General features: G+C 35.2%; 18 protein-coding genes and 1 tRNA gene. 7 read left to right on the top strand and 12 right to left on the bottom strand.

Annotated features, from left to right (window positions below; all coding sequences use genetic code 11):
* The first annotated feature begins 41 nt into the window (after positions 1-41).
* Entirely contained in the window at positions 42-1,292 is a 1,251-nt protein-coding gene (locus CGC58_RS11125) for an ABC transporter permease (RefSeq protein WP_095896769.1), read from the top strand.
* Positions 1,285-1,674 (top strand): thiol-disulfide oxidoreductase DCC family protein, encoded by a 390-nt coding sequence (locus CGC58_RS11130; RefSeq protein WP_095896770.1) that lies wholly within the window; start codon positions 1,285-1,287, stop codon positions 1,672-1,674. Before CGC58_RS11125 ends, CGC58_RS11130 begins: the two co-directional genes overlap by 8 nt.
* 98 nt (positions 1,675-1,772) lie before the next feature.
* On the opposite strand, the gene CGC58_RS11135 is transcribed toward CGC58_RS11130, so the two are convergent.
* From CGC58_RS11135 to CGC58_RS11145, 3 genes are all read right to left on the bottom strand, one after another.
* Positions 1,773-2,126 carry a heavy-metal-associated domain-containing protein gene (locus tag CGC58_RS11135; protein ID WP_095896771.1) on the bottom strand — a complete coding sequence of 118 codons (354 nt, stop codon included), beginning with the start codon at positions 2,124-2,126 and terminating at the stop codon, positions 1,773-1,775.
* A 4-nt stretch (positions 2,127-2,130) separates the two neighbouring features.
* Complete coding sequence (locus CGC58_RS11140; RefSeq protein ID WP_095896772.1) at positions 2,131-4,398, bottom strand: TonB-dependent receptor; 2,268 nt, start codon at positions 4,396-4,398, stop codon at positions 2,131-2,133.
* 93 nt (positions 4,399-4,491) lie between these two features.
* Positions 4,492-4,905, bottom strand: coding sequence for an HYC_CC_PP family protein (locus CGC58_RS11145; protein WP_095896773.1), 414 nt, complete (start codon positions 4,903-4,905; stop codon positions 4,492-4,494).
* A 165-nt stretch (positions 4,906-5,070) separates the two neighbouring features.
* Between CGC58_RS11145 and CGC58_RS11150 the strand changes: the two genes are divergently transcribed.
* From CGC58_RS11150 to CGC58_RS11160, 3 genes are read left to right on the top strand one after another with little or no spacing between them, the layout of a single operon-like run.
* Complete coding sequence (locus tag CGC58_RS11150) at positions 5,071-6,264, top strand: alanine dehydrogenase (RefSeq protein ID WP_095896774.1); 1,194 nt, start codon at positions 5,071-5,073, stop codon at positions 6,262-6,264.
* 60 nt (positions 6,265-6,324) lie between these two features.
* Positions 6,325-6,678 (top strand): hypothetical protein, encoded by a 354-nt coding sequence (locus CGC58_RS11155; protein ID WP_095896775.1) that lies wholly within the window; start codon positions 6,325-6,327, stop codon positions 6,676-6,678.
* A gap of 26 nt (positions 6,679-6,704) precedes the next feature.
* A complete protein-coding gene (locus CGC58_RS11160; RefSeq protein WP_095896776.1) occupies positions 6,705-8,606 on the top strand; it encodes a RecQ family ATP-dependent DNA helicase in 1,902 nt (633 codons plus the stop codon).
* Positions 8,607-8,648: 42 nt separating this feature from the next.
* On the opposite strand, the gene CGC58_RS11165 is transcribed toward CGC58_RS11160, so the two are convergent.
* The 5 genes from CGC58_RS11165 to CGC58_RS11185 form a co-directional block, all read right to left on the bottom strand.
* Positions 8,649-8,721: transfer RNA gene (locus CGC58_RS11165), tRNA-Gly, on the bottom strand.
* 133 nt (positions 8,722-8,854) lie between these two features.
* The gene (locus tag CGC58_RS11170) at positions 8,855-10,069 is read right to left on the bottom strand and encodes a bifunctional folylpolyglutamate synthase/dihydrofolate synthase (protein WP_095896777.1); all 1,215 of its coding nucleotides are present in this window, start codon (positions 10,067-10,069) and stop codon (positions 8,855-8,857) included.
* A gap of 106 nt (positions 10,070-10,175) precedes the next feature.
* Positions 10,176-11,027: an energy transducer TonB gene (locus CGC58_RS11175; protein WP_095896778.1), complete on the bottom strand. Its 852-nt coding sequence runs from the start codon at positions 11,025-11,027 to the stop codon at positions 10,176-10,178.
* 6 nt (positions 11,028-11,033) lie between these two features.
* Positions 11,034-11,420 (bottom strand): ExbD/TolR family protein, encoded by a 387-nt coding sequence (locus tag CGC58_RS11180; protein WP_095896779.1) that lies wholly within the window; start codon positions 11,418-11,420, stop codon positions 11,034-11,036.
* 28 nt (positions 11,421-11,448) lie between these two features.
* Entirely contained in the window at positions 11,449-12,147 is a 699-nt protein-coding gene (locus CGC58_RS11185; RefSeq protein ID WP_095896780.1) for a MotA/TolQ/ExbB proton channel family protein, read from the bottom strand.
* Between the two features lie 258 nt (positions 12,148-12,405).
* Here CGC58_RS11185 and CGC58_RS11190 point away from each other — a divergent pair, with 258 nt between their 5' ends.
* Together CGC58_RS11190 and gpmA are read left to right on the top strand one after the other, a co-directional pair.
* Positions 12,406-14,148 (top strand): ABC transporter ATP-binding protein, encoded by a 1,743-nt coding sequence (locus CGC58_RS11190; protein ID WP_095896781.1) that lies wholly within the window; start codon positions 12,406-12,408, stop codon positions 14,146-14,148.
* An 84-nt stretch (positions 14,149-14,232) separates the two neighbouring features.
* Positions 14,233-14,979, top strand: coding sequence for a 2,3-diphosphoglycerate-dependent phosphoglycerate mutase (gpmA, locus tag CGC58_RS11195; protein ID WP_095896782.1), 747 nt, complete (start codon positions 14,233-14,235; stop codon positions 14,977-14,979).
* Positions 14,980-15,302: 323 nt separating this feature from the next.
* Here the strand turns inward: gpmA and CGC58_RS11200 are convergent, their stop codons facing one another.
* From CGC58_RS11200 to mnmD, 4 genes are all read right to left on the bottom strand, one after another.
* The gene (locus CGC58_RS11200) at positions 15,303-16,154 is read right to left on the bottom strand and encodes a hypothetical protein (protein ID WP_095896783.1); all 852 of its coding nucleotides are present in this window, start codon (positions 16,152-16,154) and stop codon (positions 15,303-15,305) included.
* Positions 16,155-16,291: 137 nt separating this feature from the next.
* Positions 16,292-18,433, bottom strand: coding sequence for a S46 family peptidase (locus CGC58_RS11205; protein ID WP_095897219.1), 2,142 nt, complete (start codon positions 18,431-18,433; stop codon positions 16,292-16,294).
* A gap of 199 nt (positions 18,434-18,632) precedes the next feature.
* Positions 18,633-20,408, bottom strand: coding sequence for a vWA domain-containing protein (locus CGC58_RS11210; protein WP_095896784.1), 1,776 nt, complete (start codon positions 20,406-20,408; stop codon positions 18,633-18,635).
* Positions 20,409-20,512: 104 nt separating this feature from the next.
* Positions 20,513-21,172: a tRNA (5-methylaminomethyl-2-thiouridine)(34)-methyltransferase MnmD gene (gene mnmD, locus CGC58_RS11215; protein WP_095896785.1), complete on the bottom strand. Its 660-nt coding sequence runs from the start codon at positions 21,170-21,172 to the stop codon at positions 20,513-20,515.

Genomic DNA, 21,172 nt, shown 5'->3' on the forward strand with positions numbered 1-21,172 from the left:
TGGATTTTTATTCTATTTTTGAAAAATAAAACTCACACAAAATGCCAATCCGATTTGTTGTAATCCGAGAAAATATAAGAATTGCCATTGATTCAATCAAAAGTCAGTTGTTGCGTACTATCCTGACTGTCTTGATTATAGCCATTGGTATTACTGCTTTGGTTGGAATTTTAAGCGTGATTACTGCCCTACGTAATACACTTGAGGGAAATTTTTCACAGATGGGAGCAAATACATTTTCAATTTCACGATATGAATTTACACAACGGGTTCAGGGAAATGGCACCAAAGAGAAAATAAATCCGTTGATTACCTACCAAGATGCGTTGGCGTTTAAAAAGGAATTGGATAATCCGTTTGCCAAAACAAGTATTTCCGTTTTTTCTGCCTCAGGAGTGGAAGTCAAATATGAAAACCAGAAGACCGACCCACTTGTGAATATACTTGGTATTGATGAAAATTATGTGACTAATTCAGGATTAGAACTTGAGTCCGGTCGGGACTTCAATGTTTTGGATATTCAAAATAGTACTAACGTTTGCATCATAGGGGCGGATTTTCAAAAAACTCTTTTGAAGGACGTTAATCCTGTCGGGAAGGTAATTTCAGTTCGTGGGCATAAATTCACAATTGTTGGTGTTTTGAAATCAAAAGGTTCTACTTTTGGAAATTATGAAGATTTGCAAGTGTTTCTTCCGCTGGGAATTGCACGTTCTACTTTTCTTACCCAAACACCTAATTATCAGATAAAAGTACGAGTGAGTGACCAAGGAAAGATAGACGCGGTTATGGATGATGCAATCCTGATAATGCGTAACATCCGAAGTTTGAGACCTTTAGATAAAAATAATTTTGGAATAGAGCGTAGTGATGATTTGTTGCATCGCATTGCAAATATTACGGGAGGAATTGCCATTGCAGGTTTTGTAATTGGGTTAATAACTATTTTGGGCTCTTCGATTGCACTTTTAAATATTATGTTAGTTTCTGTAACTGAGCGAACTAAAGAAATCGGAATACGAAAAGCTTTAGGAGCTCACAGAAAGGCGATTACGATGCAATTTTTTACCGAAACGATAATTATCGCCCAATTGGGAGCTATTTCCGGAATTATTTTAGGAATAAGTTTGGGTTATTTTATATCAAAAATGGCTGAATTTGAGTTTACAATTCCTTGGATGGTAATTTTTGTAGCAATTTTAATCGCACTTGTGGTTTCAATAATTTCAGGATTATATCCGGCTGTAAAAGCCTCAAAATTAGACCCGGTTGAAGCTTTACGTTATGAATAATCCAATTCTTATTTTTGATGGAGATTGTATTTTTTGCAATCGGGTGGCTTATTTTTTAGCAAAAACGGACAAAAAAGATTTCTTCAGATTTGTATCAAGCACTTCCGAGAAAGGAAAACAAATCATAAAAGAGAATAACTTACAAGAAATGATTGATAAAACCGTGATAGTCAGGGTGGGAGAGAGGTTCTTTTTTAAATCACAAGCTATGTATTATTTCCTGAAAATAAGTAAAACTTTTCCCTTTTTTCGTTTTTTAATTTGGATATTTCCCACATTTCTTGCCGATTTTTTTTATGACATTATTGCCAGAAATCGTAAAAAAATAATAAAAAGCGAGTGTCCAATTCCAGAGCCTGAAATCAGAAAGAAGTTTCTATGAATATTTTTAACGTAGAAAAACTCAAAAGATTCAGAATGAGATTCTTGTCTTTTGAGTTTTTTCTTTATTTTTTGCTTTTTTCTGTTATAAGTAAAACATTATTTTTGTTCCGGTAATCGATCATATAGGCAACAGTGGTGTAAATTCTCGTACGTTTTATTTTCTGCACGTTCCTCTCCTGCATCGTGTCCTATTTTAGCAATGGCTTTTTGAACATCTTTTACAGAACATTTACGCTCATCAATAGTGATTTGCATATTTCCGCTTTGTACATTCCAAACGGCACTTTTTACGCCTTTTACGGAATAAGCTGCTTTTTCGATACGTTTTTTGCACATTTCGCAGTTTCCTCCAACAGCAAATTCAGCTTTTTTATTCTTGTTAGGTTTTTCCTGAGCGGCAATAAGTCCCACAGAACAAAATATTGCCATAAAAATTAAAAGTTTTTTCATTTTATTAGTGTTTATGTGAATTATTTTTCCAATTTCTTATTTTAAAACGCAATCCTGCATAGTACATTTGCCCGAAAGTAGGTGCATACAGCATCGTGCTGTCAAAATATGTGCCAAATGGGTCATTAGCAGATAGAATTCCGTTTTCTTGCTTGTAATTTCCGATATTTTCTCCTCCAACGTATATTTCAAATTGATGAGAAAAAGCTCTCGTAATTTGAAAATTCATCGTAGCAAATGAAGGAGTATAATCACTTAAACGATACTGCTCCGGATTGCTTTTAGTTGACGGAAGTCGCTGTTTTCCAAGCCAATTGAATGTGAAATCAAATTTCCAATGAGTATGATTTTTTTCAAAAGTTTCGTACGCTACGTTCGCAAAAAAACGATGTTTGGGCGTCAATGTTTTTTCTAATTTTCCGGTTGTATATTGTGTTTGAACGTCATAATATTTATAGGCAGTTTTTAAATCCAAACCTTTTAGAGGTGAAATGCTAAATTCTGCCTGAAAAGAATTTGCAAAACTTTCTCCTTGCAAATCATAAAACAAAACTTGTTGTGGAGAATTATCTAAATCTATAACTGATTGATTTTCAAAATGAGTTCTGTATGCATCAATGCTAAATTCTGCATTTTTGTTGAATATTTTGAATGACTGCAAAAAACTTCCACCGTAATTCCAAGCTATTTCAGGGTTCAAACCATATAATTTCCCGCCATTTCCGAGTATTGAAATCTTTCTATTTGAAGCAAAAAACTGTTGATTTTCAGCAAAAATATTAGCTGCTCGTTTTCCTCTTCCTGCAGAAGCCCTGATTACGGCATCTTTCCAAGGATTGTAACGTAAGTGCAAACGTGGAGTTATGAAATTCCCCAAGTTATTATGGCTATCAGCACGAATTCCTGCCACTAAACTGAAATTATCCAAATTATCATACGTGTATTCAAAAAAAGCACCTATGGATTTATCTACACGTGAAAAATCATTTTTTAAATTGCTGGTTACTAATTCATTAAAATCATCATACACGAAATTAATACCAGTGGCAAATTTGTTTTTCATATTGCTGATAATCGAATTGTAAATTAAATTCGAATAGAAGCTTTTTTGGTGTATATCATATTGATTCATACCGAAATATGAATTTTGTTTGTGCCAATGAAAAGCATTTTGCAACCCGATGCTTTTGTGTGGTTCATCAGGAAAAGCGTAACCTACTTTATTAGCAATTCCAATTCTTTCGGAATTTATTTCACTTCCCCAAGCATTTTTAGAAAATTTATCTGTTGCCGGATTAAATTTCATTTCTCCTGCTTGTCGGTTGTCTTTCATATAGTTCAGATTCAAGAATCCAACCCAACCTTTCTCACTATCAATGAATTGCCATCGATTTAATAAGTTTATTTGATTACCTTTCGGATGGTCAATGAACCCGTCTTTATTATGGTCATTTTTTGTATTCAAAATATTTCCGTGGGCGAAAAGTGTAGAACTTAACTTATCGGAAAACTTTTGATTCAAATGTGCATTAATTTCCATACGACTATCCTGCGAGCCGAATATATTAAGGAAAAAAGGAATGTCATTGGCGGGTTTTAAAATTTCATAATTGATTTGTCCTGAGATACTTTCATACCCGTTTATTACACTTCCCGCACCTTTGGTAATTTGGATACTTTCAATCCACGTACCGGGAACAAACATCATTCCGTAGGCTTGTGAAGCTCCTCGAATGGTAGGAATATTTTCTTCAGCCATCAAAATATATGGACTTGTAAGACCTAACATTTTGATTTGCTTATTTCCTGTAACAGCATCAGAAAAATTTACGTCAATTGACGGATTTGTAGAAAAACTTTCCGAAAGGTTACAACAAGCCGCTTTTAATAATTCCTTACTGCTCATTATCTGCAAATTAGCTACTTGGTATTTTGAACGAACCGTAGCCGCCCGATTATGTGCAACAACTACTTCTTCCAGATTGTTTTCTGGTTGTAGTTGAATAGTTAAATTCGACTCTGAGTTTATATTGATAGTTTGGGATTTATATCCTATGTAGCTGAAAACAAGAGCGTTTGTTTGTTCTGTGTTTTTTATGGTAAAGTTACCATTTTCATCTGTGGAAACTCCAATAGTGGTTCCTTTCCAGTAAACATTCGCACCCAAAAGGGGATCTTTGTTTTCATCAACAACTTTTCCGGTTGTATATTTTTGGGAGAAAAGTAAAAGAGGGAATAATAATATTCCGACTATAAAAATATGCTTATTCATTTATTATCAGTGTTTTATGTTATTAATTTTTTAACAAACGTATTTGCAGACATTCTAAATCAGAATGCCTGAGATTAGCCATCAAAAAATTAATTAGGCATAAAATACAAGCTGACAGAATAATTCGTACAGAGGAGGAGCATTTAAATCAACATAAAAAGCAGGAATGCTTCTATTTGATTTTAAGATACTTATATTGTTGAAGTTATATAAATTTTCGGATAAGACAAACGAAAACAAATTGAGTTCAAAAACTTTTGAAACCAATGTGTTATCTGACTTAGAGGATTCAAATGTTTGATTATCACAGCAATCAGAATGGTCGTCCTTTGCTTCACAGCATCCTCCATCTAAGCTACAGGAATCACTGTCTTGCTCCGAAATCTCTGTATAAGAGATTGAAATTGAGGCTAATTCGTCTTTACAATAATGGAACGACAATGCCCATCCTGAATTTGAAAACAGGATTAGTGTCGCCAGTAATATGTTTGTAAATTTCCGAATCATCGGGGCAAAAGTAATAATTTATTTGTTATAAAATCGTTAAAATGATAAATATAACTCAATTTTAATTATAAGTGACTGTTAATTAGATATTCTTAATTATTTTTTTAAAACTTTATTGTATCTTTGTGCTTTGCTTTTTATCTTTGTGTTTTTTAATAGAAATTTATGTCAAAATTATCCACAATCTCAAAGTTTTTGCCACAAGAAGAGCGATTGGCAGTGTCTAACAGACAGATATCTTTGAAAATAGGCTTACCGAAAGAAAGTACATTTCAGGAAAGGCGTATTTGTTTGGCTCCTGATGATGTTGCGGTTTTGGTGGCAAACGGACATAAAATTCTCATTGAATCAGGGGCGGGAGAAAATGCCAATTTTTCCGACAAGGATTACAGCGAAGTAGGAGCAGAAATTGTGTATGATACGGAACAAGTTTTTTCTTGCCCTATCGTATTGAAAGTTGAACCACCGACCAAAACAGAAATAGGTTACCTTCGTCCGAAATCGGTTTTAATTTCTGCCTTGCAGATAAAAACTCAAACGAAGGAATATTTTGAAGCTTTGTCAAAGAAACAAATTACGGCTTTGGCTTTTGAGTATATCCAAGATGAAGAGGGGAATTATCCTGTTCTTCAGTCTGTTAGTGAAATTGTAGGAGCTGCTTCGGTGTTAATCGCTTCGGAGTTGATTGCCAATACTTCAAACGGAGGCGGTGGTTTTCTCTTCGGAAATATCACAGGAGTTCCGCCTATTGAAGTTGTTTTTCTTGGAGCGAATGACGTAACCAAATCGGCTGTGAAATCGGCAATCGGTTTAGGAGTGAATGTAAAAGTGTTTGATAATTCTTTGGCAAATTTGCGAGAATTGAAACAGTCTTTGGGTTGTTCGGTCTTCACATCTACCTTGCAACCAAAGATTTTGAAAAAAGCTCTGATGCGTTGTAATGTACTAATTGGGGCAATGCGTGGCGAGAATCGTTCTCCCGTTGTAGTTAGTGAAGATATGGTTCAGCTGATGAAGAAAGGTTCTGTGATAATTGATGCCAGCATAGATACGGGAGGTTGCATAGAAACAAGCCGAATAACTACTTTGGCAAATCCTACCTTTGTGAAACACAATGTGGTACATTATTGCGTTCCGAATATTGCTTCGCGTTATGCCCGAACTTCATCGTTTACCCTCAGTAATATTTTAATGCCTTTCATATTGAAAATAGGAGAGGAGGGAGGAATTGAGAATATCTTGCACGCTGATAAAGGTTTAAGAAACGGATTGTACTTTTATCACGGAATTCTCACAGATAGCACTGTTTCTGAGTGGTTTGGACTGCCTTACAAACCGATTAACTTATTATTTATTTAAAAAAATAACAATGGGGGAAACTATTTTTTCTGTTGTTGAAAAATGTGAAAGAAATCTGAAATGTCAATATTAAAAAGAATTGGATATTATTCCATTGGGCTTTCTATCGGAATTGTGATTGTGGCTTTTTTCTTAAAAAAGAAAGAAACCGAGGCGTTTTGCTATTTTCCTAATTGTAGAGTTTTGAAGGATTTACGTTCCAAAACTATAGAAATTTCTCCTGAGATTATTGCCACAAAAGAAGAGCTGACAAAAGTTTTTACAGACGGTAATGTTCTTTTTGCTAAAAGCGATGTGAAAGCTGTTCCTTGCAAAATTTACGTTATTGAAGGTGATTTGCAAGGAAAAAAAGTGGAAATAACTGTTGAAAATTGCAAAGAAAAAGTCATTGTTAAGAAAGTAGAGACTCAATAAATTTTTCTTCTTTCGCTCGCAAAAATATGAAAAATTCTCTCGAAATACTCAAGAAATATTGGGGATATGAATCGTTTCGTTATCCGCAAGATGTTATAGTTCAGTCTGTTTTAGAAGGAAATGATGTTTTGGCTTTGATGCCAACCGGCGGAGGAAAATCCATTACTTTTCAGGTGCCGGCTTTGGTAAAGGAAGGGATTTGCATAGTGGTTTCTCCTTTGATAGCCCTGATGACAGACCAAGTGGAAAACCTAAAAAGTAAAGGAATCAAAGCCTTGTCCATTGCTGGAGGAATTGCGTATGAGGATTTGGAACGATTGCTCAATAATGCAATTTGTGGGAATTATAAGTTTCTGTATTTATCGCCGGAACGTTTGCAACAAGAAGTAGTTCAGAATTTTATTAAATCGATGAATGTCAATCTTATAGCTATTGATGAAGCACATTGTGTTTCTCATTGGGGGAAAGATTTTCGTCCAGCCTACTTGAAGTGTAAATGGTTGAAGGAACAGTTCCCTGAAGTCCCGCTGTTGGCTTTGACCGCTTCGGCAACAGTAAGGGTTCAGAAAGATATTCTTCAGCAATTAACTATCGAAAAAGCAACGGTTATTTCTACTTCTTTAAAGCGTCCTAATATTGCCTATATGACTTTCAAAACCGACAGTAAGTGGCAGCGATTAGAGCAAATTCTGAAGAAAAATAAAGGAACTTCCATCGTATATGTCCGAAGCAGAAATGGAACTGTGCGAATGGCAGAATATTTGCAAGAACAGGGTATTTCGGCAACTTTTTTTCACGGAGGGCTTTCTTCTGAAGAAAAGAATAAAAAACTGAGTATGTGGCTACTAAATGACGTTCAGGTGATGGTTGCCACAAATGCTTTTGGGATGGGAATTGATAAACCCGATGTCCGAACTGTGATTCACTGGGAAATTCCTGCCACAATTGAAGATTACTTTCAGGAAGCAGGAAGGGCAGGGCGTGATGGCGAAAAATCTTACGCTGTGTTGCTTTATGATAAATCGGATTTGCAAAATGCTAAAAATCAACTTACAGAACAAATTATAGATGTTTCGTATTTGAAATTTTTGTATGCAAAATTGAATGCTTATTTTCAGATTGCTTACGGGGAAGGAGAAGAAATTCCTTTCCGATTTCAATTTTCTGACTTTTGCAAACGTTACAATTTACAGTTTCAAAAAACATACAACGGACTTTCTCTACTTGACAGATTATCAGTTATTTCCTTAAGTCAGAATTTTTATCATAAAATCACGTTACGCTTTCTTCCTACAAGTGTGGAGGTGATTAATTATTTGAAAAATCAGTCGGAATTAAAAGATATTGTTTTTTACTTACTGAGAAACTTCCCCGGGATTTACGAGCAAACCACACCTATAAAAATTGAAAGAATAGCCCAGAAAACGGGAATAGAAGTTGGAAAAATTGTAACTCAGTTTGAAAAATTGCAAAAAGATGAAATTATAGAATATACGAATGAAAATACTGATGCCGAGATAATTTTTAAAGTTCCACGTGATGACGACCGTACTATCAATGCGGTTGCCAAAAATCTGAAGGAATACAACAAAAATAAAATCGATTTGCAAGAAGCGATGTTTCGTTATATTGAAAATTCGGATGAATGCAAAAGTGTTCAGTTATTGCGATATTTTGGCGAGTCAGAAATGACCTCTTGTGGAGTTTGTTCTGTTTGTGTTTCAAAAAAACAAAAAGTGGAAATAAATACTGAGGAATTGAGACAACAAATTCTGAATTTATTGAAGAAGCAAGGTATGTCTTCCAATGAGTTGCTTTTACGTTTGGATTTTGAGGAGAAAAATATTCTGGAGGAATTGTATAATTTATTGGAAACGAATAAAGTATATATTAACGAATACAATCAATATGTTAAAATAACAAATTGAATAGAAATAAAAAAGCAACCTGAAAATAGGTTGCTTTTTTTGAGCGGGAGACGAGGTTCGAACTCGCGACATTCAGCTTGGAAGGCTGACGCTCTACCAACTGAGCTACTCCCGCCTATCCTTTGTTTTACGAGTGCAAATATAATACAACTTTTAGTAAAGTTCCAAATATTTTTTAAACTTTTTTTGATAAAATTTTATGTTAAAATGTAAGTGGTTTGTTTTTAGTGTTTTATGTTAATAAAAAATTAAACAATTTCTGCTACAACAAACGTACTTCCTCCTACAAAGATAAAATCTTCTGAATTTGCGTTTTCTTTTGCGGCTTGTAAAGCTTGTTTTACGGAATCGTAAGCCTTTCCGTTTATTCCTTTTTTAGTTGCGATTTCAGTTAAAATATGCACATCTAACCCACGTGGAATATTTGGCTTGCAGAAATAATATGTTGCATCTTTGGGAAACATATCAAGTGCCGCCTCCACATCTTTATCCTTTGCAAAACCCAACACAATGTGAAGCTTCTCAAATGATTGCTGGGAAATTTGTTTGATAACGTATGACAATCCAGCCTCGTTATGCCCTGTATCGCAAACTATTTTAGGCTTTTCGCAGAGAGTTTGCCAACGTCCTTTCAAGCCCGTATTTTTTACAACATTTAATAGCCCTGCTTTGATATCATCATCGGAAATTTCCCAAAAGTCATTTCTCAAAAAATCCAACACAGCGAGGACTCCCTTTATGTTTTTTTCCTGATAAATTCCTTGTAAATCAGTTTTTAAATCTGTTGAAATAGAAGAAGCAAAAACTATGGGAGCTTTTTCCTTTTTAGCTTTTTCGATAAAGATAGGAGCTGTTTCTTCGTTGTATTCGCTAATTACCACAGGTGTGTTTTTCTTTATAATTCCCGCTTTTTCAACGGCTATTTCAGGCAAAGTATTTCCCAAAATATCTATATGGTCTTTCGAAATATTGGTAATTAACGATACTTCAGGATTTATAACATTTGTAGAATCAAATCTTCCACCCAATCCTACTTCAATAACAGCAATATCTACCTGTTCTTCTGCAAAATAGTCAAAAGCCAGCCCAACTGTCATTTCAAAAAAAGATAGGTGATTTTCTTCAAAGAAAGGTTTGTATTTTTCTATAAACGCAATTACTTTGTTTTCAGGAATTTCAATACCATTTATTTTTATGCGTTCCCGAAAATCTTTAAGATGTGGCGAAGTGTATAGCCCCACTTTGTATCCCGCTTGTTGTAAAACAGAAGCCAGCATATGGCTTGACGAACCTTTTCCGTTTGTGCCGGCTATATGTAGCGATTTAAATTTTTTTTCAGGATGATTTAAAACGGATGTAAGTGCTTGAATATTATCCAATTTATGATTCAATGCTTTTCTGCCTTGATTTTGGAACATAGGTAAGCGGTTAAACATCCACGAAAGCGTTTCTTGATAGTCCAATTTTGTTAAATTAAAAAGGTTGATATAACAAAAAGATAATTTAAGAAGACATTTTTTAGAATTCTTAAATTATCTTGATTTTAAAAAAGTTTCACTTTATAAGGAATTATTCTCCTAATTTGAAATTAATTACGATGAATCCAATTTGTCGTGCAGGAGCTTTTGAATCAGCATTCCATTTGTGTTTGAAAGCTGTTTTTCGGGCAGCTTCTAACAGACACGGTTCACGACTGGTAGAACCTCTCACACCCGGAGTTGCTTTTACCACATTTCCATTTCGATCAACTTCAATTTGTACAACTATTGTACCTGATTCGTTACAATCTTGCAGAACTTTGCCCTCTGCTTCAATGCTGCGTCCTTTAAGTCCCCAGCCTTTGCCACTTGTTCCTGAACCTCCGGAACCGTAGTAACTGTTTGCATAAGGGTCACCGTCTGGGCTACCTTTGTAACCACTAACATTGTCATCACCTTGTCCTCCGGAAGAATTTCCGTTTGCATTGGCAGCTCCTAAAATGCTTGATAGGGCATCAGTAGCTTCTTTTGACGGTTTTGGTTCTTCTTTTGGTTTTTCGGTTGTTTGTTTATTAGGAGTTTTTTCCGATTTTTCTTTTTTAGGAGTTTCCTTCTTCTTTTCTTTCTTTTTTGGCTCATTTGGCACAGCAATTTCTTCATCATTGTCCTGAGCTAAAAGATTTTCCTTTACACTTTCAGAAGTACTTTCCTCTGGTTTTGACATTTCTTCAGAACGCGATGTTTGTGGTTTTGAAGCACTTGGCGGAGGAGTTCTTTCACCCATTCCTTGTGCATCAACACCAAAAATAACATCTACGCCACTTTCAGGAGGAGGGTCAAGGTATCTCATCCCCGCAAAAAATAGCAGAACCACAATAAGCCCCATAATAACCGTAGTGAGAGCCAGTGATTTACGTTTATGTTCTGTGTCAATTAAACTCATATCATTTTATTTTGGACGAACAGCCAAAATTACTTTATACTGATTTTGATTTGCAATATCCATCACAGCGACAGCCTTTTCGATAGGAACGCTTTCTTCCACTCTCAAAATGATAGTGGGCTTTTCAACTCCCTGTAATGCTATTTTAAGTTCTTGTTCCAAACTTTCAATAGTGATTGGTTTTTTATCTATAAAGTAACTTAAGTCTTTATTTATGCTGACAGAAACATTCTGTGTATTAGTGGATTTACCTTTAGCTTTTGGCAAAAGCAAGTCCAACGCATTTGGGCTATTTGCAGTAATCATAAAGAATACGAGCAATAGGAATACTATGTCGGTCATAGATGACATACTAAATTCGGGACTAACTTTATTTCTACCTCTTATTTTCATCTTAATATTTGGTTTTTAGGAGGTTGTCTTATGCAGGTTCGTTCAATAGATCCAAAAATTCAACGGCATTAGCCTCCATTTGATGAACGATTTTATCGGTACGAACTACCAAGTGGTTGTAACCGATATAAGCAATAATCCCAACGATTAGCCCAGCTACGGTTGTTGCCATTGCGGTATAAATACCATTTGCCAAAGCTCCCATTTCAGCTTGCCCTCCAGCGGTAGCCATTTCGTGGAATGACATAATCATACCAACAACCGTGCCTAAAAATCCTATCATAGGTCCAGCCCCAGCGATAGTAGCCAAAATTGCTGTGTTTTTTTCTAACTTGTACACTTCTAACGTTCCTGCGTTTTCGATTGCTTTGTTGATGTCTTCCAAAGGCTTACCAATTCTGGAAATTCCTTTTTCAATTAATCGAGCAACAGGAGTATTTGATTGAACACAGAACATTCTCGCAGCGTCCAACTTACCAGCCGAAATGCCATCACGAATTTTCATCATAAAGTTTTTGTCAACTTTAGAAGCTGATTTTATGGCAAATAGCCTTTCAAAATAGATAAACAAAGCCACAGCCAACATAATGAATAATACAGCTATGATAACAGTACTCGCAGCTCCTCCATTGAGGATCATATCCATAACTGAAAGCGTTTTTTCTTCAACAAGAGCTGTTTCACTTGCAACACTTGCTACTTCACCAGATGTTTGTAATACCAACATAATAATTTTTCGTTTTTTCTTTAAATCTCGCAAAATTAATAATTAATTCTTATTCTGCATAGTTTTTATTGTTTTTTTGCATTTTGATAGATTCATTTTAAGATATATTTTTGAATTAATTTGCTGATAGGTATTCAAATAAGACGAATTTTTATATTTTTCGAAAGATTTAATCACTGCTTTTTATCTTCTGGTAAATAATTTATTTTTTCCATTTTTTCTAAAAAATAGTTATCTTTGTCCTCTTAAAATTTAAGTATGACCAATTTACGACATATTCGAAAATATTTTTATAAATATCGTTATCATCTGATATTAGGGATTTTTATAACAATTATTGCCAGAATATTTTCGTTATTTATGCCGGAATATGTGCAAAATTCTGTTTCTGCAATTGAACAATACGCAAAATCTCCGCAAGAAAACACAAATATTACCGAATTACTACTGAAATATGCCTTAATTATCATTGGAACTACCATTATTTCTGCAATAATGACGTTTTTTATGCGACAATTGATAATTAATGTTTCAAGATATATAGAATACGACCTCAAAAATGAAATTTTTGTAAAATACGAGCAACTTTCGCTTTCTTTTTACAAGAGAAATCGCACGGGTGATTTGATGAACCGAATTAGTGAAGACGTTAGCAAAGTTCGGATGTATGCCGGTCCTGCGATTATGTACAGCGTTCAGACGATAACACTCTTTGCGTGTGTAATTCCGTTAATGTTTTACACATCTGTGGAGCTGACGCTTTACACTTTGATTCCTCTTCCGATTTTGTCGGCACTAATTTATGTGATGAGCAGGAAAATCAACAAAGAAACCTTAGTAGTACAGCAATTTTTATCGAATTTATCTACCTTCTCTCAAGAAACATTTTCGGGGATAGGAGTCATTAAAGCTTATAATGATGAATCGCTGATTAATAGTCAGTTATCTGATTTGGCAGAAGAAGGAAGGCAAAAGAATATTAAATTGGCAAGGGTACAGGCAATTTTCTTTCCTACAATGATTTTGATGATAGGACTGAGCTTGATTTTCGTAATTTTTATGGGAGGAAGGCTTTATTATTTGGGAGAAATTACCTCAATTGGTGTCATTGTCAAATTTAGTATTTACGTGATGATGCTTACTTGGCCTGTTGCAACGGTGGGGTGGGTGAGTTCTATTGTTCAGCAAGCGGAGGCTTCACAAAAACGAATTAATGAATTTCTGGCAGAAGTACCTGATATTCAAAATACAAATCCGAATCCGGAAACAATTGAAGGAAATATTCGCTTTGAAAATGTAAGTTTTACTTATCAAGATACAGGTATTGAGGCACTTAAGAATGTTTCTTTTAACATTAAAAAAGGTGAAACGATAGCCATTATCGGTAAAACCGGAAGCGGGAAAACTACAATTATTGATTTGATTTCCAGAATGTATGATGTTTCAAAAGGACAAATTTTTATTGATGAAAAACCAATTCAGAATTTGAACTTAGAGAGCCTTCGCAAAGCTATTTCAGTAGTTCCGCAGGAATCGTTTTTATTTTCAGATACGATAAAAAACAATCTTTTGTTCGGAAATGAGAAAGCGACTCACAAACAAATGATTGAAGCAGCAGAAAAAGCAGTTGTACACCATAATATAATGGACTTTACGCATCAGTATGAATCCGTTTTGGGAGAGCGTGGAGTGTCGTTAAGCGGAGGGCAGAAGCAGCGTATTTCCATTGCTCGGGCTTTGCTCAAAGAAGCCGAAATATATTTGTTGGATGATAGTCTTTCAGCTGTGGATACGGATACGGAAGAAAAAATACTTCACAATCTGAATGAAATTTTTAGAGAAAAAACAGTAATTATTGTAAGTCATCGGGTTTCAATTACCAAAAATGCTGACCGTATTTTGATGTTGAATCAAGGCGAGTTGGTAGAAGAAGGAACGCACGAAGAACTTTTTAACAAAAATGGCTATTACAGAGCGTTTTACGATTCGCAAGTAGAGTAATGAAAATTTGATGTAAGAATGAAATAATTGTTGTATATTTGTCCTGAATTAGAGTATAATTAATAATTAAAAAAATATAAAAATATGTACAAAATTGTATTATTGCGTCACGGATTAAGCGAGTGGAATAAACTGAATTTGTTCACAGGTTGGGAAGATGTTGATTTAACAGAGCAGGGGATTGAAGAAGCTCGTGAAGCAGGTAGAATTCTAAAAAAAGAAGGATTTAAGTTTGACGTAGCTTTTACTTCTGTTTTGAAAAGAGCTATCAAAACATTAAACTACGCTTTGGATGAAATGGGAGATTTGTGGGTGCCTACCAACAAAAGCTGGCGTTTGAATGAAAAAAGTTACGGAGCTTTACAAGGGTTGAACAAAGCCGAAACAGCAGAGAAATACGGTGAGGATCAGGTACTTTTGTGGAGACGTTCGTATGATGTGAAACCTCCGCTTATTGAAGAAACTGATAAAAGACACCCTTCGCACGATCGTCGTTACAGTGGCTTGACCGCAGAAGAAAAAACAGGAGGAGAGAGCTTGAAAGATACTTATGACAGAATGTTACCTTTCTGGTTTAGTGATATTGCTCCTGCCATCAAAGAAGGAAAAAGTGTGATTATTGCTGCTCACGGAAATAGTTTACGTTCATTAGTTCAATACTTGGACGGGCTTAGCGAAGCTGAAATTTTGAAATTGAATATCCCAACAGGTGTGCCTTTGGTTTACGAATTAGATGCTGATTTAAAACCTATTAAGAGCTATTATTTAGGTGACCAAGAGGCTATCGCAGCAGCAATTAACAGCGTTGCTAATCAAGGAAAATCAAAATAATTTATAGGATAGTTTTAAAATCCCGCAGAAAATTTTAAAAATTTTGCGGGATTTTTTTTGTTTTTAAAAAAGTGAATGATATAAAGTGGTCGCAGGTTATGGTAACGATTAAAACGAAGACCTCCATACCCTTAAAGTCAAAGGCAAAATCAAAGGCTATTTAAAAGAAGACACTTTGGTCACGTGCCTAAATAGCGATTAGTTGGGTGCAGAGCGAAAATCCAAAGGTGACCAATTTAATGAAAAGTCCACCTTATATCACTCTAAATCAAGTAGAAAAAAGTCTGTTATAGGTCAACTATCTTCTTTCACTTGAACCTTAATTATTTTTTTAATAATTCTTGAATTTCAGTCTGATATAAATTTGGAATAACAATCCTGAAGCTTGCAACTTCCTCTTTTATTTTTGTCAGTTCGGCAGTTTGTTTTACTACAAGTTCGTTGATTTTTTCTTGTCGTTCTTGTGAAAGTCGTAAAAATTCCTTTTCATAATTCAATTTTGACTGGTTTTCAAAATCACGAAATTTCGCCTTGTAGAAGTTGACTTCACTTTCAAACTCGCGGTGTTGTGCTAATAATTTTTCCTGCAAAATTTGTAATTCTTCCATTTCATACAGTGGAGTATTAACAATTTTGAAAACCTTTTCGCCTACTTGCTTGAGTGAAATGAGTTCTTTCCTGGTGATTTCATCACGCAAAGTATCAAAATTGTGAATGAATTTACCGATATGCGCTGCTTTTGCTTCACAAGATTTGTATTTTACAACTTCTTCGAGCGATAAAGTCTTTAAAAAGTCGTCAATTGTTACATTTTTTAGTTTATTAAGAGCTTCAAAGTCTATCTCTTCTACTTTTTCTTCAATTTTATGACGAACTTGTAATATTTTTTGTGAAATTTCATTCAATCGGTTATCTTTTTCCTTAATGGCAGTTCTCAAATAGGCAGAAATTGCGTATAAAGTTCCTATTTTTTCTAACTTTTCATCAATATTGTCTATTTTTTTGAAATTATCCAATTTTTCTCCTTCCAAAGAAGAAGTATGTGTAGCTATGTTTGTTACTAAATTTTGAATTGGTTTCAAACGTTCTTTGATACGCTCGCAAACATAGTTAGCCTCAGAAGAGGTAAGCCCTGAAGTGTTAAAATATGGATTTTTTGTAAGTAATGAGTTCATAATTTGAAATTTTAAAAAGCAAAAGTATGAATTTTTGTAAAATCTAACGTTAAAAATCTACTAAATAAAAATACTACACAATAAAATGTTAATCATCTTATTATGTAGTATTTTAATATAAAAGTAAAATCTTGGAATTACTCTACAATCGTCATTTCATCAACGATGTGTTTTGCTCCTGAAAATTTGTCGATTACCCAAAGTACGTAGCGGATATCCACATTAATGGTTCTTTGTAATTTTGGGTCAAAAATAACGTCTCCCGCCATTGCCTCGATATTTCCGTCGAAAGCCAAACCGATAAGTTCGCCTTTGCCATTCATCACTGGCGAACCTGAGTTTCCTCCTGTGATGTCGTTGTCTGTCAAGAAATTAACGTGCATTGTTCCGTCTTTATCCAGATAACGCCCAAAGTCATTTGCTTCATACATTTCAATCATACGTTTTGGCATATCAAATTCCGGGTCGTTAGGTTTATACTTGGCAACCATTGATTTGAAGGTTGTATAATTGTTGATGGAAGCGTCAGCGTTGCGTTTGTCGGCAGGAAGTGCACGGACAGTTCCGTAAGTTAAACGAAGTGTGGAGTTTGCGTCAGGATATAACGTATTTCCTATTTTAGAAACTCGCATTCCTTTTACGAATTTTCGGAAAGCTTTTTCGTAAGAATCGTGCAACGCAATTTCTTCTTCTGACTTATGATTATATTGATTCACAAGCGATAACGAAAGTTGTGCCAGCATATCGTTTTTAAGCACTTCAGAATTTGGGTTTTCCAAGAAGTTTTTAAAATTTTCCTGTGAGCCGAATACGCTGGTTTCGAAGGCTTTGTCTGCGAATTTTTTGAAATCTCCTTGAAAGTTTGTTTGTATTTGTTTCACTTCGGAAGGAACATTTTTTGCTTTGTTCACGTATAATTTCAATCCGTTTGCCAGAATTGCTTTTTCCGTAGGAATGTGTTTTTCTTTATAAATTTCCAAAACATTTTGCATACGACTAACCAATTGGCTTTTTTGTTGGTCAGACATTTGTTCGTAATTTTGGAAAGCTTTTGCTATTGCTTGCGGAAGCCCAACAAAATCCGTTGCACGAATAAGCGAAACCAAATAGTTATTATCAGCCGATTGAACGTTTGTTTTTTCAAAATAATCAGCCATTGTTTTTAGCACATCGCCATATTCGGCTCTGTTTTTCTTTTTGTTAGCCCATTTGGCAAATTTTTTCTCGTAACTGCGTTTTACATCAGCGGTTTTGTGAGCTTTTAAAGCCTCAATCATACCTTGACGATTTTTCCAGTAATTTGCAATTTGTGCGTATTTTGAAGCATACATCAAACGCACGGCATCATCAGCATTCATAAAAGGTTTCATAGCGTCCATTGCTGTTTTTGAGCCTTCTACCCAAGCTGGATACGCATATTCCACATTTTGGTCAACCCAGAAAGATGGCACCCAACGATTTGTACGCCCAGGATAGCCCAAAATCATAGCAAAATCTTTTTCTTGAACACCTTTTAGGCTTACTGCCAGATGTTTTTTAGCTTTCATTGGGATATTTTCGGCAGAATAGTCAGCAGCATTTCCGTTTTTATCAGTATAAACGCGGAAAAGTGAAAAGTCTCCCGTTTGGCGAGGCCATTCCCAGTTGTCGGTATCTCCACCAAATTTTCCAATACTTTCAGGCGGAGTTCCTACCAAACGAACATCTTTAAAATCTTGATATACAAAATAATAATATTCATTTCCTTGAAAGAATGAACGAACAGAAACGACATACTTTCCGCCTTCGTTGTTTTCTTTCTGAATTTTTGCCATTTCACGATTCAATGCCGCTTCACGCTCTTTTTCAGTCATTTTATCATTAACAACAGAAAGCATTCGGTCAGTAACGTTATCCATACGAACGAAAAAGCGAACAAAAAGCGACTGCGGTTTTATCTCATCTTGATACGTTTTTGCCCAAAATCCGTCGCGTAAGTAGTTATTTTCAGGGGTAGAAACCTCAGCAATTTGCCCGTATCCGCAATGGTGATTGGTTAATACCAGTCCGTCTTTGGAAATAATACTTGCCGTACAACCTCCATTAAATTGCACAATTGCGTCTTTCAAGCTATTGTTGTTGATACTGTAAATCTCTTGGGCAGTAAGTTGTAAACCCATTTTTTGCATATCACGTTGATTCAGACGCTCTATGAACATTAAAAACCACATTCCTTCATCGGCACGAGCTATTGGTGTTAAAAGCAGGGCAGCGATGAATGTCAAACATATTTTTTTCATCATAAATAAATTAATTTTTTTTCGAGGCTAAAAATAAATAATAATTGTAACTAAAAAGATTATTTAGTCATTTTTAACATTTTGGAATAATTTTCTTTTACTTTTTTGGGGAGAAAATTAAACGAAAAGTTTAAAAATATTTTTTGTAAAATGTTTATAATAAGATAATTATGTTTTATAAATAAATTATCTGTTGAATTTACTTAGCAAGCAATTTTGCACTTTCCACCAATCGGATGAATTCTTTTCGGTAGCCTTCTTTGTCTTTTCCGAGGGCGTTTTTGGCAAGGTCAATCACTTGCTGATAAGAAGCTTCAGCTTTAAATTCCGAATCGCGAAGTAACATCCCGAATTCGGCAACGGAAGCGGCAAATCGGAAATTGTCCGTGGTTTTTGAAATTTCTTTCACTTGAAAATCAATAGGTTCCGAAACTTCAATGCTTTTGTTGGATTTTGAATCGGGTTTTTTATACCGAATTTTTAAGAAAGCAATTTCATTTCCTTTTTTAGCTTTTTCATTAAGTTGCTGATTCTGGTAACGTAAAGTATCTTCGTTTTTTCCATCGGCGGGAATAATTTCGTAAAGAACGGTCACAGTATGCCCCGAGCCCACTTCGCCGGCGTCTTTTTGGTCGTCTTCAAAATCTTCCGTGTTTAGCATTCGGTTTTCGTAGCCCAGCAATCGGTATTCTTTCACATATTTTGGGTTGAATTCCACCTGAAATTTCACGTCTTTGGCAACAGTATAGAACGTTCCGCCAAATTCGTTAACCAGCACTTTTTTGGCTTCCATAATGTTGTCAATATAGGCGTAATTTCCGTTGCCTTTATTGGCTATGGTTTCGGTCATATCATCGCGATAATTTCCCATTCCAAATCCTAAAACACTGATATAGACGCCACTTTTTCGTTCCTCTTCCACCAATCGTTGTAGTTCGTCGTAATTGTTTATCCCTACGTTGAAATCGCCGTCGGTTGCCAAAATTATTCGATTGTTTCCACTCGGAATGAAATTTTCGCGAGCCACTTTGTAAGCTAATTTCAGTCCTTCTCCGCCTGCGGTGCTTCCGCCTGCTTCCAATTTTTCCAAGGCAGCTTCAATTGTAGCTTTTTCCTTTGCCGAAGTGGAAGGCAAGACCAAACCAGAGCTACCCGCATAAACCACAATGGCTACTTTATCGGAGGGTTTCAACGAATTTAGAAGCAGTTTAAAGGACGATTTCAGTAGTGGTAATTTGTTAGGATAATCCATTGAACCAGAAACATCTATCAGAAAAACAATATTGGAAGGAGGTGTTTTCTCCATATCAATTTTTTGAGCTTGCATCCCGATTTGTAGCAAATAGTTTTTAGAGTTCCAAGGAGCTTTGCTCAGTTCCGTAGTCATTTTAAAAGGCGTTTTGCTTTTGGCATCGGGTTGCGGATAATCGTAATCAAAATAGTTAATCATTTCCTCAATGCGAACGGCATCTTTTTCAGGAAAAGAACCGTTGTTGAGCATACGCCGAATGTTGCTGTACGAGGCTCTGTCCACATCCGCCGAAAAAGTAGAAACGGGGTCGGTAGCCGTTTTTTTAAACTTGTTTTCCTCAATGTTTTTGTAGGTTTCTTTTTCTTCAGGCATACGATACGTTCCTGTTACGGCTTTCTTGGATTGTATTCCATACCCAAGTACAACAACTTCTTGAAGAATTTGTTGGTCTTCTTTCAAAGCTACATTGAGTGTTTTCTGCTGTTTGACTATAATTTCTTGGGTTTCAAAGCCAATATAACTGAAAACCAGTATATCTTTAGGCTTTACACGGATAGCATATTTTCCGTTGAAGTCGGTTTGTGTACCTTTAGTTGTTCCTTTAATTACAATATTTACTCCAGGTAGGGCATTTCCTGATTCATCGGTCACGGTACCACTCAATTCGTATTCTTGCCCGTAGGCAAATACTAAAGTCAGAAAAAATAATAGAATTGTTCTCATAATTGAAAATATTTTTCTGAAAAATAGCTAAAATTATGCCAGAACACACTAATTGTGTGTGGAAATCATAAAAAAGCCAAAATTTAACAAATTTGGAAAGAAAATCATTTCTTTGCTCTCAACATTTCACGTTTTCCGGGCGGTCCCTGAAGTTTTTCAACCTGAAAGCCACAAGTTTTCATTGCTCTTTGAACACTTCCTTTTGATGAATAAGTAACCAAGTAGCCACCTTTTTTCAGTGCTTTGTACATTTTTTCAAAAATAGAAATTTCCCAAAGTTCGGGCTGAACCCTTGCTCCAAAAGCATCGAAATAAATAAGGTCAAATCGTTCAAAATCATTAATTTGCTCAAAAAAATGATTTCTTTTTTTGATGATAAAACTCTCCGAAATAGGAATCTCTTTTTCCCATTCCGATTGATGAATTTTTTCAAAAATGGATTGTAGAGAACTGTTATTCAATTGATTGCAATAGTTCATTTGCTGGGCTTCTTCCCAAGAAAGAGGGTAACCTTCCACAGTTTCATAGTGGATTTTCAAACCTAATTTTGAATGTTCCAAATATGTAACTAAAGCATTCAATCCCGTTCCGAAGCCAATTTCGAGGATAGAAACCAATTGATTTTCAAATAAATGAAGTCCGTTTTTTATGAAAACGTGTAAAGCTTCCTGAACCGCACCGTGCTTGGAATGGAAACACTCGTCCCATTCTGGAATTTGAAAAGTAGTTGAACCATCGGAAGTTATGATAACTTTACGCTCCAT

Source organism: Capnocytophaga stomatis, assembly GCF_002302635.1.
In the GTDB taxonomy this organism is placed as follows: domain Bacteria; phylum Bacteroidota; class Bacteroidia; order Flavobacteriales; family Flavobacteriaceae; genus Capnocytophaga; species Capnocytophaga stomatis.

What these genes read in the sequence shown, in the direction of transcription:
- CGC58_RS11155 (WP_095896775.1), top strand. Translation starts at nt 6,325, where the DNA reads ATGTCAATATTAAAAAGAATTGGATATTATTCCATTGGGCTTTCTATC.
- CGC58_RS11145 (WP_095896773.1), bottom strand. Translation starts at nt 4,905, where the DNA reads ATGATTCGGAAATTTACAAACATATTACTGGCGACACTAATCCTGTTT.
- CGC58_RS11200 (WP_095896783.1), bottom strand. Translation starts at nt 16,154, where the DNA reads ATGAACTCATTACTTACAAAAAATCCATATTTTAACACTTCAGGGCTT.
- CGC58_RS11205 (WP_095897219.1), bottom strand. Translation starts at nt 18,433, where the DNA reads ATGAAAAAAATATGTTTGACATTCATCGCTGCCCTGCTTTTAACACCA.
- CGC58_RS11125 (WP_095896769.1), top strand. Translation starts at nt 42, where the DNA reads ATGCCAATCCGATTTGTTGTAATCCGAGAAAATATAAGAATTGCCATT.
- CGC58_RS11130 (WP_095896770.1), top strand. Translation starts at nt 1,285, where the DNA reads ATGAATAATCCAATTCTTATTTTTGATGGAGATTGTATTTTTTGCAAT.
- CGC58_RS11175 (WP_095896778.1), bottom strand. Translation starts at nt 11,027, where the DNA reads ATGAGTTTAATTGACACAGAACATAAACGTAAATCACTGGCTCTCACT.
- CGC58_RS11140 (WP_095896772.1), bottom strand. Translation starts at nt 4,398, where the DNA reads ATGAATAAGCATATTTTTATAGTCGGAATATTATTATTCCCTCTTTTA.
- CGC58_RS11160 (WP_095896776.1), top strand. Translation starts at nt 6,705, where the DNA reads ATGAAAAATTCTCTCGAAATACTCAAGAAATATTGGGGATATGAATCG.
- CGC58_RS11210 (WP_095896784.1), bottom strand. Translation starts at nt 20,408, where the DNA reads ATGAGAACAATTCTATTATTTTTTCTGACTTTAGTATTTGCCTACGGG.
- CGC58_RS11190 (WP_095896781.1), top strand. Translation starts at nt 12,406, where the DNA reads ATGACCAATTTACGACATATTCGAAAATATTTTTATAAATATCGTTAT.
- CGC58_RS11150 (WP_095896774.1), top strand. Translation starts at nt 5,071, where the DNA reads ATGTCAAAATTATCCACAATCTCAAAGTTTTTGCCACAAGAAGAGCGA.
- CGC58_RS11180 (WP_095896779.1), bottom strand. Translation starts at nt 11,420, where the DNA reads ATGAAAATAAGAGGTAGAAATAAAGTTAGTCCCGAATTTAGTATGTCA.
- gpmA (WP_095896782.1), top strand. Translation starts at nt 14,233, where the DNA reads ATGTACAAAATTGTATTATTGCGTCACGGATTAAGCGAGTGGAATAAA.
- CGC58_RS11185 (WP_095896780.1), bottom strand. Translation starts at nt 12,147, where the DNA reads ATGTTGGTATTACAAACATCTGGTGAAGTAGCAAGTGTTGCAAGTGAA.
- CGC58_RS11135 (WP_095896771.1), bottom strand. Translation starts at nt 2,126, where the DNA reads ATGAAAAAACTTTTAATTTTTATGGCAATATTTTGTTCTGTGGGACTT.
- mnmD (WP_095896785.1), bottom strand. Translation starts at nt 21,172, where the DNA reads ATGGAGCGTAAAGTTATCATAACTTCCGATGGTTCAACTACTTTTCAA.